Origin of the sequence: Streptomyces sp. NPDC093591, from assembly GCF_044764885.1 — a bacterium.
Lineage (GTDB): Bacteria > Actinomycetota > Actinomycetes > Streptomycetales > Streptomycetaceae > Streptomyces.
This window is the reverse complement of record NZ_JBIWIY010000008.1, coordinates 148,944-163,531: the sequence shown is the minus strand read 5'-3', so window position 1 is coordinate 163,531 and position 14,588 is coordinate 148,944. Positions and strand designations below refer to the sequence as shown.

Below are 14,588 nucleotides of genomic sequence, written 5' to 3'. Positions count from 1 at the left end.
GGGTCCTTCCAGGACGGAGGGGCACGGACCGCGAGTGCCGCGGTCACTGCCGCATTCGTCCCGGAAAGGGCGCCTGGAAGAACTCCTTCCGGCGGGACTTGACCCGATTGGGCCGAGGGATGCGCTCCAATGCCCTCAGATGAGTGAGAGTTGGGTCGGTTCGGAGCGCGTGTGCTCGGTGGGCTCCGGCTCGGGCTCGCGGATCCGCCGGGGCATGCCCGCGCGCGTGGGGCCGATGCCGTACTCCTGCGCCAGGTCGTGGACCTGGCGGGTGATCCGGCGCTGGTACCACTTCGGCGCGTAGGCGCCGTCCGCGTACAGCCGCTCGTAACGGCGGACCAGATACGGGTGCTCGCGCCCGAGCCAGGCCATGAACCACTCGCGGGCCCCCGGCCGCAGATGCAGCACCAGCGGCGTGACGGAGGTGGCCCCGGAGGCGGCGATCGCCCGCACGGTGGCCCGCAGTTGCGCCGGGCTGTCGCTCAGGAACGGAATCACCGGCGCCATCAGCACACCGCACCCGAGGCCGTGCTCGGTCAGGGTCCTTACGACGTCCAGGCGCCGCTCGGGGGCGGGCGTGCCCGGCTCCACCGTGCGCCACAGCTCGGGGTCGGTGAAGCCGACCGAGACGGAGACACCGACGTCCGTCACCTCGGCGGACTGCTTCAGCAGGTCGAGGTCGCGCAGGATCAGCGTGCCCTTGGTGAGGATCGAGTAGGGGTTGGCGTGGTCGCGCAGGGCGGTGAGGATGCCCGGCATCAGGCGGTAGCGGCCCTCGGCGCGCTGGTAGCAGTCGACATTCGTGCCCATCGCTATGTGCTCGCCCTGCCAACGGCGCGAGGAGAGCTGGCGGCGCAGCAGCTCCGGGGCGTTCACCTTGACCACGATCTGCGAGTCGAAGCCGAGGCCCGTGTCGAGGTCCAGATAGCTGTGGGTCTTGCGGGCGAAGCAGTACACGCACGCGTGCGTGCAGCCCCGATAGGGGTTGACCGTCCACTCGAAGGGCATCCGCGAGGCGCCCGGCACCCGGTTGATGATCGAGCGCGCCCGGATCTCGTGGAACGTGATGCCGGCGAACTCTGGCGTGTCGAAGGTGCGGGTCACCACGGCGTCCGCGCCGAACAGCGCGGAGTCGGCCCGGCTGTGGTCGGACTCCAGGGTGAGGTTCTCCCAGCGCATGACGCCTCCTCGGTAGCACTGCCCCCAGAATAGAACACATGTTCCCTTGATCGTGCGACCTGTATCCCTGACTTCTGGTGTCGGGCTCTGTCCTGGGCTTATGTCCTCGGCCTCCATCCCTGGCTTCGTTTTCGATCGATGTGTGATCGCTTCGGGGAGCTGAGCGGGCCCCCGATTTGGGCGGTCCGGGAGCGGGGTGGTTGGCTTGCCCCAACCCCCGAGAATTCTGGTCCTGGAGGAAGTCAATGGCGCAGGTCGAGGCCACTACGGAGCGGGTCGTCGCGGCGGACGCGGAGAAGGTGTTCGACGCCCTCGCCGACTACAGCGGCACGCGCGCGAATCTGCTCCCCGAGCACTTCAGCGAGTACGAGGTGCGCGAGGGCGGCGACGGCGAGGGCACCCTCGTCCACTGGAAGCTCCAGGCCACCAGCAAGCGCGTGCGCGACTGCCTCCTGGAGGTCACCGAGCCGACCGACGGCGAGCTCGTCGAGAAGGACCGCAACTCCTCCATGGTCACCACCTGGCGGGTCACCCCGGCCGGCGAGGGCAAGTCCCGGGTCGTCGTCACCACCACCTGGCAGGGCGCCGGCGGCATCGGCGGCTTCTTCGAGAGGACCTTCGCGCCCAAGGGCCTCGGGCGGATCTACGACGCGGTGCTCGACAAGCTCGCCGCCGAGGTCGCGAAGTAAGTCCCTGGCGCCTGAGGGGCCTTGGCCGCCTCACCGGATCGAGTGGAACTCCGTCGTGTCCGGGGTAGTGCCGTAACTCGCCGTGCTTGCTCGTAGTTGTCGCTTAATGCGGGAAATGTGAGCAGGTGCGGCGAGGGGAGCGGAACGTGGGCGGCGCGACTTTGGTGCAGGACGAGACCGTCACCGCACCTCCTCCACAGGCTCCGCCCCAGGGCCCGGCGAATCAACTGAGCCCGCGGCGGGTGCGGTTGGTCTTCTTCGCGCTGATGCTCGCGCTGCTGCTGGCCGCGCTGGAGCAGATGATCGTCGCCACCGCGCTGCCGAAGATCGTCGGTGAGCTGCACGGCCTGGACAGGATGTCCTGGGCGATCACCGCCTACCTGCTCACCGCCACTGTCGGTCTGCCCGTCTACGGCAAGCTCGGCGATCTCCTCGGCCGCAAGGGCGTCTTCCAGTTCGCGATCGTCGTCTTCGTCGTCGGCTCCGCGCTCGCCGGACGGGCCGAGACCATGGACCAGCTCATCGCCTACCGCGCGATCCAGGGCGTCGGAGCGGGCGGGCTCATGATCGGCGTCCAGGCGATCGTCGCGGACATCGTGCCGCCCCGGGAGCGCGGCCGCTTCATGGGCCTGATCGGCGCCGCGTTCGGCCTCGCCTCGGTCGCCGGACCCCTGCTGGGCGGCTACTTCACGGACCACCTCTCCTGGCGGTGGTGCTTCTACATCAACGTCCCCTTCGGCCTCGTCACCCTGGCCGTCGTCACCCTCGCCCTGAAACTGCCGAAGCCCAGGGCCAAGGCCCGGCTCGACATCCTCGGCTCCCTGCTGCTCGCCGCCGCCTCCACCTGCCTGGTCCTGCTGACCAGTTGGGGCGGCACCGAGTACGCCTGGGACTCGCGTGTCATCCTCGGCCTCGGCGCGGGAGCGGTCGTCTCCACCGTCCTGTTCCTCGTCGTCGAGCACTTCGCCGTCGAACCCCTCATCCCGCTGCGGCTGTTCAGGGACTCCGTCTTCAACGTCACCAGCCTGGTCGGCCTCGTGATCGGCGTCGCCCTCTTCGGCGCCGCCGGCTATCTGCCGACGTTCCTGCAGATGGTCGACGGGGCCACGGCCACCGAGTCGGGCCTGCTGATGCTGCCGATGATGGCCGGCATCGTCGGCACCTCGATCGTCGCCGGTCAACTCATCAGCCACACCGGCCGCTACAAGATCTACCCCGTGCTCGGCAGCGCGCTCTCGGTCGTCGGCATGTGGCTGCTGTCCCGCCTCGAAGTCGACACGCCCCGGCTGCACTACAGCATCTGGATGGCCGTCCTCGGCGCCGGCATCGGCATGGTGATGCCGGTCCTGATCCTCGCCGTGCAGAACTCCGTGCGCCCCGCCGACCTCGGCACCGCCACCAGCGCCAACAACTACTTCCGGCAGCTCGGCGGCAGCGTCGGCGCGGCGGTCTTCGGCACCCTCTTCGCCGGCCGGCTCGCCGACGCCCTGGCCGAACGCCTGCCCGCGCGCGCGGGCTCTGAGCTGCCCGACCCCGAGTCCCTCACCCCGCAGCTCGTGCACGCCATGCCCGCGGCACTGCGCGACGGTTACGTCCGGGCCTACGCCGACGCCATGCCGAGGATCTTCCTCTACCTCGTGCCGGTGCTCGTGCTCGGCCTGCTCATCGCCCTCTTCCTCAAGGAAAAGCCCCTGGTGTCCCACAGCGTCCCGGCACCGGAGACGGATGCCGCGCCCGTGGACGCCCAGCTTCCATCAGCCCGGTCCCCCTACGCCCCCGGGGTCCCTGTCTGCGGCACCGTTCAGCACCCGGACGGCACGGGCGTACCGCGCGCGGCGCTCACGCTCATCGACGTGGCCGGGCAGCAGGTCGGGCGCGGCACGAGCGGCGAGGACGGGCGGTACGCGCTGGCGACGCCCGCCGCGGGGCCGTACGTGCTGATCGCGTCGGCGGGCGGTCATCAGCCGCAGGCCGTCTCCGTGACCGTCGGCGAGCACCCCGTGGAGCTGGACATCGTCCTCGGTGGCGCCGGACGCCTCGCCGGGAGCGTGCGTACCCCGGACGGCACACCCGTGGACGCCACCGTCACGCTCACCGACGTGTACGGCGAGGTCGTCGCCACGACCCGCAGCGGGCCCGACGGCGGCTATGTCATCACCGAGCTGGTGGCCGGCCAGTACACCCTCGCGGCGAGCTCGCCCGCCTTCCGTCCGGCCGCCGTCCCCGTCACCGTCCAGGTGGCCCGTGAGACACGCCAGGACATCGAGCTCGCCGGCGGCGCCACACTGCGCGGCACCGTGCGGGCCGGTGGTGGGCGGCCCGTCGAGGACGCGCGCGTGACGCTGCTCGACCCGGCCGGCAACGTCAGGGAGACGCTCACCACCGGTCCCGACGGAACCTTCCGGTTCGTCGACCTCTCCAGCGGCGAGTACACCGTCATCGCCACGGGTTACCCGCCGGTCGCCACCGTGCTCCAAGTCGCCGGAGGAGGCCGAACGGAACGCGACCTTCAGCTCGGCCACGACGACTGAGTCGCCGTCACACCAATTCCCGCATTGCCGCACATCACCACTGCCGGGAGCCGTACGGTGGACCAGGCGGCACAGATCTTGCGGAGCCGTGGGGAGAGAGGGCCTGGGCCAATGGACCGTGGCACCGAGAGGGACGGCGCGGTGACAGAACACGCCGCGGTCGGCCGTGTCCCGCTTGCCGTCGTCGTAGTGGACCGCGAGGGCCTCGTCTCCCACTGGAGCTCCGGCGCACGCCGTCTGTTCGGCGCCGTCAAGGAGGAGGCGATCGGGCGCCCGGCCGTCGACCTGCTGCCCGTCTCCGGGGCGCTGCCCGAGGAGGACGATCTCACGCCGTACGGGGCGTACGGGGCGTACGACGGGCTCGGTCACGATCTCGAATCCTCCCTCGACGGGCGGCTGTTCTACCCTGCCGCGGGCCGCGCCCGACTGACCGTGCCCGACCGCGACCGCGTCGACGTCCTGTGGTGGGCGTACCCGTTGGTGGGTCCAGGACCGGAGCGGCTGCTGGTGCTCGGCGCCGATGTGGGCGCACTTCAGCAGGGCAGCGAGCCCGACGAGCCCACCGGCTTCGAACGCGTCGCCCCCGCCTTCGCCCTGCACACCGACTTCCCCGGGGCCGAGGAACTCGCCCGCCGGCTCCCCGAGATCCTGCCCAGCATGAGCGTCGAGGAGGGCGCCCGCATCGTCGGGCAGGTCCTCGAACTCGGTTACCCCGTACTGGAGTTCAGCCAGAACGACCGGGTGCCCGTCACCCCCGACTGGGGAGTTCCCCGGCGCGTGGAGCGCAGGGCACGCCGGGAGCGCGCCGCCGCCGAGGGCCTGCCGTTACCGCAGGAGTACACCGACGACGGCGAGGACCTCGAGTACGCCGCCGTACGCGAACGCCTGGAGTTCCTCAACGAGGTCAGCGGCCGCATCGGCACCTCCCTCGACCTGGCCCGGACCATCATCGAGGTCAGCAAGGCCGTCGTGCCCCGCTTCACCGACGTCGCCGGCACCTACCTGCGCGAACAGGTCGTCGCCGGCGAGGGGTTCCCCGAGGGCGTGCCGGACACGACCACCATGTGGCACCGGGTCGCCGTCGAGCACACCGACGAACCCGGCCGCTGGGACGACGTCGTGCCGGTCGGCGAGGCCATGCCGTTCCCGGCGCACACGCCGTTCTTCCAGTGCATGACCAGCGGTGAGCCCGTTCTGGTGCCGCGCATCAGCGAGCAGATGGGGCACGCGATCGCCTCGCAGTTCGAGAAGCGCGACATCCGGCCGCTCATCACGGGCCGTTCGATGCTGGTGGTGCCGCTGAAGGCACGCCAGGTCGTCCTAGGCTTCATGATTCTGCTGCGCCACCCGGAACGCGTCGAGTTCAACGACATGGACCGCGTCACCGGCGCCGAACTCGCCGCCCGCGCGGGCCTCGTGCTCGACAACGCGCGGATGTACACGTACCAGGAGTCCGTCGCCGAGACCCTCCAGGACAGCATGCTGCCGCACATCCCGCCGCACATGGCGGGCTGCGACATCGCCACCCGCTATCTGCCCGGCACCCTGCTCGGCCGGGTCGGCGGCGACTGGTTCGACTCCGTGAAACTGCCCGGCGCCCGCACCGCCCTCGTCGTCGGCGACGTCATGGGGCACGGCCTCAACTCGGCGGCCATGATGGGGCAGTTGCGGACGGCCGTACAGACCATGGCCGCCCTCGACCTGCCGCCCGCCCAGCTGCTGCGCAACCTCGACGACCTCGCCCAGCGCCTCGGTGACACCTACCTCGCGACCTGTCTGTACGCCGTCTACGACCCGATCGCGAGCGAGCTGCACCTCGCCAACGCCGGACACATCCCGCCCGTCCTGGTCCGCGCCGAGGACGGGCGCAGCGAGCTGCTCGACCTGCCCACGGGTGCGCCGATCGGCGTCGGCGGGGTGCCCTTCGAAGCGGTACGCGTGCGCGTGGAGCCCGGCGACCGGATCGTGATGTGCACCGACGGTCTCGTCGAGGTCCGCGGCGAGGACATCGGGGTCGGTCTCGCGACCCTGTGCGAGTCCGCCGCCCACCCGGCCGCGTCCATGGACGACGCCTGCGACACCATCATCCGCGCCCTCAACACACGGGGCGGCCGCAAGGACGACGTCGCCCTGCTGATGGCCCGCCTCAACGGCATCGAGCCGGACGACGTCGCCGAGTGGCGCATCGACCTCGACCCGAGACAGATCGGCCGGGCCCGCGCCGTGGTCCGGGAACAGCTGCACGAGTGGGGCCTGTCGCGCCTCGTCCACACCGCCGAACTGCTGGTCGGCGAGCTCGTCACCAACGCCGTACGGCACTCCCACAGCCGACCCGTCGCACTGCGCCTCGTCCGCGGTGACACGCTGCTGTGCGAGGTGGACGACGACGATCACGAACTGCCGACGCTGCTCAACGCCGGGCCCGGCGACGAGGCCGGGCGGGGGCTGCGCGTGGTGAGCACGCTGGCGCGCGAGTGGGGCACGAGCCGTACGAGCGCCGGAAAGACCGTCTGGTTCGAACTCACGCTCCCACGCCGCTGAATCACTTGTGCCCCGAGGGGCGCACGACGGCGTACCGCTCTCGAATGCGGAGTGAAGGAATGCGCCACGCGCTTGTAGCCGCGACCGGGCCGCGATAAACCGTACTCGCCCGTCACTGGACGACGGGTCGGCGTCGCACCCTGGGGAGTTGGGCATGAGCGTGACCAGTCGATACCGGGAGGCCTGGGAGAGCTTCTGGCGTGAGGCTCCCGGCGAACAGGGGGCGGTGTTCTGGGACGCGGAGCCGGCCCTGACCGCCGGCCCTCACCTGGCCCTCTTCGACGCGCACCTGGCAGATCCCGGCCTACCGATGGTGGACCTCGGCTGCGGCAACGGCACCCAGACCCGTTTCCTCGCCGACCGCTTCCGGCACGTCCTCGGCGCGGACCTGTCCGCCGCGGCCCTCGACCACGCCCGGCAGGCGGATCCCGCCGGGCAGGCGACGTACCGGCTGTTCGACGCCGGGGAGAAGTCCGAGGCCGAGACGCTGCACGCCGAACTCGGCGACGCCAACGTCTATATGCGGGGCGTGCTCCACCAGGCCGAGTCCGACGACCGGCAGCCCATGGTCGACGGCATCGCCACGCTGGTCGGCGAGCGGGGCCGGGTCTTCCTCGTCGAACTCTCCGAGTCCGCCAAGCCCGTCCTCATGGGCCTCGCCCAGCACCCGACGGGGCCGCCGCCCAAGCTCGCACCCATTTTCCGGCACGGTATCGCCCCGGGCGAGGTCGCCGACGACGCGATGCCCGAGTATCTGCGCGCGGCAGGGCTCACCGTCCTCGCGAGCGGCGAACTGCCGCTGGTCACCACCGAGTACGGGCCGGACGGCACTCGGATCGAGCTGCCGTCGAAGTGGGTGGTGGCGGGCCGTACGGCGTGACGGCACGAAGGGACCGCCGCGGCCGGGCACAGGTCTGAGACGGCGGTGGTTCGTCCTCCGGCCGAGGGGACCGGAGGACGAACCACCGTGAGATCACTCGACCCTGCGGCCGCGGCGGTACGCCATCCAGCCGGTGGCCGTCAACGCGGCCGCGAGCGCGGCGGCGGAGACCACGGTGACGCCGGTGGAGGCGAGGCTGCCGCCCGCGGTGGACGTGCCGGTGCCGCCGGTGGCCGAACCGGTGGTGCTGCCGCCGGTGGTGTCCGATCCGCCGCCCGTCGTGCCGCCCGACGAGCCGGAGCCGCCCGTGCCGCCGCTGTCACCGGTCTCGGGATCGGTGTCCACCGGGTCCTGGCCGACGAAGCTGACCGGGACCTTCACATCCTGGGAGCGGTCGCCCGAGAGGGTGTGGTCGGCGCGGGTGGCGAGAACGCACGTGGCCTTGAAGCAGTCGGTGAACTCGTCCTTGGCGTCGACGGTGAGCTCGACCTCGAAGGAACCGCCGTCGCCGTACGGGGTCGCGAGATCCTCGCCGTAGTCCGGCGGGTTGGAGGAGATCCAGGCCGAGGAGTGGGACTCGCCGCTCATGTCGACGCCGCCGATGCACGGCGTGGGCAGTTCGCCGTCGCCGTTGTCGACGCACAGGGCGACGTAGATGCCCTTGTCGACGTCGTAGCCGGAGCCGGTGACCTTCAGCGTCTGGTTCTCGGTGGCCAGGTTGTTGACCGGGGTGACGGTGAGCTTCTGGCCCTCGGAGCCGGTCTCGGTCCTGGTGCCGGACGGCTCGGTGTTCTCGCCGCCGTCGGTGCCGCCGTCTCCGGAGGACTCCTTGACGGTCAGGGTGACCGGCGACGTACGGGTCGTGCCCACGGAGTTCTTGAACTCGGCGCGGTACCGGTAGCCGTCCTGCGCCGCCTTCGCGGTGAAGGAGTACGCGTTCTTCGTCGCGCCCTCGACCGTCGACCAGGTCTGGCCGCCGTCCGGGCTGACCTGCCAGCTCACGGTCGGCTCCGGGGTGCCCTCGGCCGCCGCGACGAACGAGACCTCGTCGCCGGGGGCGACGGTGCGGTCGGTGGGGGACTGGGTCACCTTGGGGGACATGCGCAGGTCGAGCCTGACGACCTCGTTCGTCGTGTACTTGGTGACGTACACGGACGTGGCGCCGGGAGCGACGGCGATGCCCGCGTAGGTGCTCGAGTCGCTGCCCGCGAGGGTGACCGGCGCGGCCGCCTGCCGGAAGGTCGCGCTGTCCAGGATCTCCAGGGAGCCGTCGTCGTCGTCCGACGCGCTGCCGGCGATGTCCCCGCGCAGCACGAAGGCCCGCCCGGTGGTCTTGTCGAAGGCCGCCGCCACGGGCCGGTCCGTGCCGGTCAGCGCGGTCAGCTGCTTGCCGTCCTCGTCGAGGACGAGCACCGACGTGCCGCCGCCCAGCCAGACGTTGCCGGTCGCCGGGTCCGTCTCGACGAAGTAGTAGGAGTCCGCGGGGATTTCGGCCGTGGCGGTGACCTGGAAGGTCTTGGTGTCGACCCGGCGCAGCACCTGCTTGTCCCCGGAGGTGCCGATGGACCAGGCCACGCCCCGGGCGGCGTCCACGCCGAGTTGGCTGCCGCCTTCGAGCGTGACCGTGTTCTTCACGGTGCCGGTGGCGAGGTCGACGCGGCGCAGCTCGGGGCCGGCCGCCACCAGCACGGACGTGGTGTCGGCGTCCTGCCCGACGCCGGTGAAGGTGGTGCCGTTGAACCAGTGGCCCTGCGCGGCCGTGTCGCCGTCCTTGGCGGTGCCGATGCCGCGCAGCGGATAGTGGAAGACCACGCCGTCACCGGCGAGCGGGCCGATGATCCGGCGGACCGCGCGGGCGGCCATCGCACCGTTGAGGCCAGGCCCCTGGGAGATGTGGCTGAGGACCTTGCCGTCCTTGGGATCGAGGGCGTACAGGCCCCGCTCGGTCACATCGGCGGTGTCGGCGATCTCGTCCGAACCGACGTACAGCTTCCCGGAGTCGGGGTGCAGCAGCAGGTCCTGGGGGCGTCCGACGGTGGTGAACGCGGTGGACTGGACGTAGCTGATCGTGCCGGGCGGCACCTCCACGCCGTCGCCGCCGTCGTCGCCACCACCGGTGTCCTGGCCCTCCCAGGTGACGGGGACGCGGACGTCCTGGGAGCGGTCGCCGGCGTTGCGGTGGTCGACGCGGGTGACGACCGAGCAGGCGTACCTGAGGCAGTCGACGCTCGCGTCCTTGGCCTGCACCTTGATCTCGACGTCGAAGGTGCCGCTCGCGCCCCAGTGCTGGGCGAGATCGCCCGCGTACTCGTCGCCCTCGGGGACGATCCAGTGCGACGAGCTGCCGCTGCCGTCCTCGTCGGCGCCGCCGATGCAGGGGCTCGGTATCTTGCCGTCGCCGTTGTCCCGGCACAGGGCGACGTAGATCGCCTTGGTGGTGTCGTAGCCCTCGCCGGTGACGTGGAGCGTCTCGCCGTCGGGGTCCAGGTTCGCGGTGGCGGAGACGGAGAGCTTCTGGCCGCCCGCGCCGATGCCGGTCTTCGGTGTGTCGGCGGCCTGCGCGGCCGGGCCCACGGCGACGGACGCGGTCATGAGCGCGGCGGAGCCGAGGAGCGCCGCCGGGCGTCTGAGTTGCATGGAGGATTCCTCACTCGTCCGGTTGGGGGGCCCGGCCGGATGGATGGGTCGGTGGAAGCGCGCCGGAACGGGCCGGCCGGAGGGCCGGCCCGTGGACCAGTCGGAGCTACGTGCCCTTACTGGAAGGTGATCGGGACGTGCACGTCGTACTTGCGGTCGCTGCTGTCGAAGTGGTCGGCACGCGTGACGAACGCGCAGTCGACGTCCTGGCCGCAGACGGAGCCGTCGTCGAGGGTAGCCTTGACGTAGATGTTCACGTTGAAGGTGCCGCCGGAGCCGAACTTGGAGCTGTTGGCGAACATGCCGCCGAAGGTGTTGTTCACCCAGTGCGAGGCGCCGGTCGAGCCGTCCTCGTCCTGGCCGCCCAGGCACGGGGTGGGCTTGTTCGCGCCCTGCGCGCCGTCGACCACGCACAGGCCGACGTAGATGCCCTGGCCGGTGTTGAAGCCGGAGCCGGTGACGTTGACGACCTGGCCGGCCGCGGCGGCGGTGCCCGGGGCGGTCACCGACAGGTTGTACGTGACGCCGCCGTCGGTGACCGTGCGGGTCGAGGTGGCGGCCGAGGCCGAGGTCGCCAGGCCCAGGGTCAGGGCGGCGGAGGCGGCGACGGCGAGGCCCGAGCGGGCGGCGATACGGGCGGAAGGAACAGCTCTCATGGTGAGCGCTTCACCTTTCTGGGGGTGCCCCCACTCCGGTTGGAGTTAGGTAAGGCAAACCTAAATACGAACTTCCGGGGATTGTCAACACTCGGCAAAGCGCTTTCAACTCCCGTTGTCTGCAAGGGATTTGGGCATGCCGAGGAGCGGACCGTGCGGTCCGCTCCTCGATGGAATTCGCGTGCGTCGACACGCTGAACACGTTGAACCCGCCGGATCAGTCCGAGGCGGATCGAACCTCGAACTGCGCGACAGCGGCGTGCTCTCCCGTCACGGTGTGGAGCTCGACGGTGTGCGCACCCTCGACGGCCGTCACGTACACCGGGAACGCCCGGGAGATCCGGCCCTCTTCGTCCGCCACCGCCTGGTACCGGGTGTCCTCGTCGATCGTGACGAGCACCACCTCGCCGGGCTCGAACCCCGCGCCGGTGACCTCCTGTTCACCGCCCGCCGTCAGCGCGGCCCGGGTCACCGCCGCCGACGGCTCCGCTCGTTTCCCATCCGTCGGCCGCTGTTTCTCCGGCGCGCTCGCGCCCGGCGACGGCAGCGGTGTCTCGGCCGGCGGTTCCGTGGTGGGCGCAGGGGTGGTGCCCCCGGTCCCCACCGTCACCTCGAGCAGGCCGAGCCCGTCGCCCTTCGCGAACGTGCTGCCGCTCCACTCCGACAGCAGCCGCGCACCCTCGTCCGTGAGGGACGCCCTCAGCCCCGTCCACGTCACGCCACTGCTCCGTACGACGGGACCGGCGCCGCTCGCCGCCACGTCGGCCAGCGCCACATCGCGGGCCTGGCCGCCGACGGCCGTACGGGCGTGGAGCGCGCCCCCGTCGCCGTCCAGGCGCAGCCTGAGGCCGCCCAGCGTCAGCGGCTGTACCGAGCCGGTGGACGGCACCAGCCGGGCCGCGCCCGCCAACTCGACGTCCGCCGCGCCGGTTTCGGGGTCCGCCCCGCCGCCCGTGGCCGGGAACCAGGCGAGGTCGGTGGAACTCTGTACGGCGGGTTCGGTGACGTCGAACGCCAAGCCGTGGCCGGCCGGTTCCGAGCCGGTCGTCGTCCAGCTCACGTACCCGCCGGACACCGTGCGCGGGAACGCGTCCGTGTCCTGTGCGGCCGCCGACCCCGCGCCCGGGTACAACAGCGCGAGCAGGGCGCCGCCCGTCACGGCGGCGCCGCCGGGTCTTTTCGTCATGGTCAAGTCTCCTTCTTCGGCCTGCGGTTGAGTGCGGGTCAACCCGCGTTCGCCGTCCGGCGCCGACGCGCCCAGAGCCAGGCTCCGGTGCCGGCCGCGACCAGGCCGGCCGCGGTGATCCCGGCCGTCAGCGCGATGGACCCGGTGCTGGCGAGCGGCCCGTCGGAGGTGCTCTCCCCGCCGGTGCCGGTGCCGGCGCCGGTGTCCGAGCCGGCCGTGGCACCGCTGGTCGTGCTCGTGCCGGCGGTCGCCCCGGGCGTCGCCGTCGCACTGTCGCCGGCCGACGCACTGCCGCCGCTGCCGGTGAAGGTCACCGGAATCCGGACCGTCTGGCTCTGGTCACCGCCCCGGGTGTGGTCGTTGCGGGTGATGACGGCGCATTTCACGCCGGACTTCGTGCAGTCGGTGTTGGCGTCCTTGGCGCGCACCTTGAGCCGCACGCTGAACGAGCCCTCGTGGCCGCTGCCTTCGTACGGCTTCGCCAACCCCTCGCCGTACGAGGGCGGGTTGGAGGAGATCCACACGGACGCCCCGGACTCGCCGGACATGTCCACTCCGCCTATGCAGGGCGTGGGGGTCTTGCCGGCGCCGTTGTCCACACAGAAGGCGACGTAGATGCCCTTCTCGGTGTTGTAGCCGGTGCCGGACACGGTCACGGTCTCGCCTGCCGGGTTGAGTCCCGAGGACTTGGAGACCGTGAGTTTCTGGCCCTCCGGACCCGTCGCCGAGGCGCCCGCCGCGACCGCCGGCGAGGCGGCCGGAAGCACCAGGAGGACAGCGGCGACCGAGGCCGCCATCACGGTCGTACGGGCAACTCGCCTGCCGCGCAGGCCACTTGGCGATTTCACGTCGCACCCCCACCAGGAGTTAATAAGGTAAACCTAACCTAAGCTATTGATCAACTGGGTGCGATACGAGAGACCGGAGGGCCCGAACGATGCGAATGACCGGAAGACCCCACCTGCTGGCCGGAAGACCCCATCGAGTGGCCGAAAGAACCCGTCCCAGGCTCCGGCGTGGCAGCGCCCTCGCGCCCCTGGCTCTGGCGCTCGCGTTGCTGACGGGTGCCTGTGGCGGCGGGGGCGGTGGCTCCTCGGCGGCGGACGCGTCACCCGCCTCCGCGAGCGAGCGCGCGGCCGCCGCCGAGAAGCAGCTGGCGAAGAACACCCTCGTCCCGCTCGAAGGTGAGCCGCCCGCCCCGAAGCTGCCGGTCACCGTCGACTCCTCCGACGGGCGCGAGGTGACGGTGAAGGACGCCTCGCGCATCCTGCCGCTCAACGGGGGCGTCGCGGAGATCGTGTTCACGCTGGGCCTCGGTGACCGTGTCGTCGGCCGCGACATCACCGCCACCTTCGCGGAGGCGAAGAAGCTCCCGCAGGTCACCAAGGCGCACGACGTGAGCGCGGAGAGCGTGCTCTCGCTGCGGCCGACGGTCGTGCTGGCCGACACCGACACCGGCCCGGCCGAGGCCATCGACCAGATCCGCGACGCCGGCGTCCCCGTCGTCGTACTGGACCCGGCCACCGAACTCGCGGACGTCACCACGCGCACCACCCGCATCGCCGAGGCGCTCGGCGTCCCCGACGCGGGCAAGGCACTCAACAAGCGGATGAGCGACGAACTCGCCGCGGCCCGCGCCGCCGTACCCGACGGCAGTAAGCCCAAGGTCGCCTTCCTGTACATGCGTGGCAGCGCGGCGGTCTACCTGATCGGTGGCAAGGGCTCGGGCGCCGACTCGCTGATCGAGGCGGCGGGGGCGGTCGACGCGGGCAAGGAGGCCGGGCTGGACAAGCCGTTCACGCCGATCACCAGTGAGGCCCTGGTGCGGGCGCAGCCGGACGTGATCCTGATGATGACCAAGGGGTTGGAATCGGTCGGCGGCATCGACGGGCTGGTCGACATCCCGGGGATCGGCCAGACGCCGGCGGGGATGAACCGGCGGGTCGTGGACCTGGAGGACGGGGTGTTGCTGGGGTACGGGCCGCGGACGCCGTTGGTGATCGACATCCTGGTCGACCGCCTTCATCGGGGTTGAGGTCAACTTCCCGGCGGGCCCGGGAAGTTGACGGCCGCAACACCTGGCGGCCTCGAAACCCCCTGGGCCACCGCCGTCGCCGGCATGAACGAGCTGACCGGTGACAACCTGATCGATCTCGCCGACCTCAGGCAGCAGATCGAGGCCCGCGACCGCGAGATCGACAACCCCTACACCAAGGACGTCCAGGTCATGGGCATCCGCAACGCGCTCGCCCACGGCCGCACGGCGGGGCGGGCGGCGGCAGCGGCGAC

General features: G+C 71.3%; 10 protein-coding genes and 1 pseudogene. 6 read left to right on the top strand and 5 right to left on the bottom strand.

Features of this window, described 5'->3' with window-relative positions:
- Positions 1-135 precede the first annotated feature (135 nt).
- Positions 136-1,179: an Rv2578c family radical SAM protein gene (locus tag ACIREI_RS18675; RefSeq protein ID WP_403333954.1), complete on the bottom strand. Its 1,044-nt coding sequence runs from the start codon at positions 1,177-1,179 to the stop codon at positions 136-138.
- A gap of 245 nt (positions 1,180-1,424) precedes the next feature.
- Between ACIREI_RS18675 and ACIREI_RS18670 the strand changes: the two genes are divergently transcribed.
- The 4 genes from ACIREI_RS18670 (at position 1,425) to ACIREI_RS18655 (ending at position 7,820) form a co-directional block, all read left to right on the top strand.
- Positions 1,425-1,868 (top strand): SRPBCC family protein, encoded by a 444-nt coding sequence (locus ACIREI_RS18670; protein WP_403333953.1) that lies wholly within the window; start codon positions 1,425-1,427, stop codon positions 1,866-1,868.
- A gap of 146 nt (positions 1,869-2,014) precedes the next feature.
- Positions 2,015-4,399 (top strand): MFS transporter, encoded by a 2,385-nt coding sequence (locus ACIREI_RS18665; RefSeq protein WP_403333951.1) that lies wholly within the window; start codon positions 2,015-2,017, stop codon positions 4,397-4,399.
- Between the two features lie 111 nt (positions 4,400-4,510).
- Positions 4,511-6,940 (top strand): SpoIIE family protein phosphatase, encoded by a 2,430-nt coding sequence (locus ACIREI_RS18660; protein ID WP_403333949.1) that lies wholly within the window; start codon positions 4,511-4,513, stop codon positions 6,938-6,940.
- 154 nt (positions 6,941-7,094) lie between these two features.
- Positions 7,095-7,820 carry a class I SAM-dependent methyltransferase gene (locus tag ACIREI_RS18655; protein WP_403333947.1) on the top strand — a complete coding sequence of 242 codons (726 nt, stop codon included), beginning with the start codon at positions 7,095-7,097 and terminating at the stop codon, positions 7,818-7,820.
- Between the two features lie 93 nt (positions 7,821-7,913).
- Here the strand turns inward: ACIREI_RS18655 and ACIREI_RS18650 are convergent, their stop codons facing one another.
- From ACIREI_RS18650 to ACIREI_RS18635, 4 genes are all read right to left on the bottom strand, one after another.
- A complete protein-coding gene (locus ACIREI_RS18650) occupies positions 7,914-10,457 on the bottom strand; it encodes an immunoglobulin I-set domain protein (RefSeq protein ID WP_403333946.1) in 2,544 nt (847 codons plus the stop codon).
- 116 nt (positions 10,458-10,573) lie between these two features.
- Positions 10,574-11,113, bottom strand: a complete 540-nt coding sequence (locus ACIREI_RS18645) for a hypothetical protein (protein ID WP_403333944.1) — start codon at positions 11,111-11,113, stop codon at positions 10,574-10,576.
- Between the two features lie 217 nt (positions 11,114-11,330).
- Positions 11,331-12,299, bottom strand: a complete 969-nt coding sequence (locus ACIREI_RS18640) for an HtaA domain-containing protein (protein WP_403333942.1) — start codon at positions 12,297-12,299, stop codon at positions 11,331-11,333.
- A gap of 38 nt (positions 12,300-12,337) precedes the next feature.
- Positions 12,338-13,147, bottom strand: a complete 810-nt coding sequence (locus ACIREI_RS18635; RefSeq protein ID WP_403333941.1) for a hypothetical protein — start codon at positions 13,145-13,147, stop codon at positions 12,338-12,340.
- 95 nt (positions 13,148-13,242) lie between these two features.
- Between ACIREI_RS18635 and ACIREI_RS18630 the strand changes: the two genes are divergently transcribed.
- On the top strand, positions 13,243-14,334 hold the full coding sequence (locus tag ACIREI_RS18630) for a hemin ABC transporter substrate-binding protein (protein ID WP_403333939.1): 1,092 nt from the start codon (positions 13,243-13,245) through the stop codon (positions 14,332-14,334).
- Between the two features lie 75 nt (positions 14,335-14,409).
- Positions 14,410-14,583 (top strand): annotated as a pseudogene (locus ACIREI_RS18625) (FAD-binding dehydrogenase); the annotation flags it as partial.
- Positions 14,584-14,588: the final 5 nt, after the last annotated feature.

What these genes read in the sequence shown, in the direction of transcription:
- ACIREI_RS18675 (WP_403333954.1), bottom strand. Translation starts at nt 1,179, where the DNA reads ATGCGCTGGGAGAACCTCACCCTGGAGTCCGACCACAGCCGGGCCGAC.
- ACIREI_RS18670 (WP_403333953.1), top strand. Translation starts at nt 1,425, where the DNA reads ATGGCGCAGGTCGAGGCCACTACGGAGCGGGTCGTCGCGGCGGACGCG.
- ACIREI_RS18660 (WP_403333949.1), top strand. Translation starts at nt 4,511, where the DNA reads ATGGACCGTGGCACCGAGAGGGACGGCGCGGTGACAGAACACGCCGCG.
- ACIREI_RS18655 (WP_403333947.1), top strand. Translation starts at nt 7,095, where the DNA reads ATGAGCGTGACCAGTCGATACCGGGAGGCCTGGGAGAGCTTCTGGCGT.
- ACIREI_RS18650 (WP_403333946.1), bottom strand. Translation starts at nt 10,457, where the DNA reads ATGCAACTCAGACGCCCGGCGGCGCTCCTCGGCTCCGCCGCGCTCATG.
- ACIREI_RS18645 (WP_403333944.1), bottom strand. Translation starts at nt 11,113, where the DNA reads ATGAGAGCTGTTCCTTCCGCCCGTATCGCCGCCCGCTCGGGCCTCGCC.
- ACIREI_RS18640 (WP_403333942.1), bottom strand. Translation starts at nt 12,299, where the DNA reads ATGACGAAAAGACCCGGCGGCGCCGCCGTGACGGGCGGCGCCCTGCTC.
- ACIREI_RS18630 (WP_403333939.1), top strand. Translation starts at nt 13,243, where the DNA reads ATGACCGGAAGACCCCACCTGCTGGCCGGAAGACCCCATCGAGTGGCC.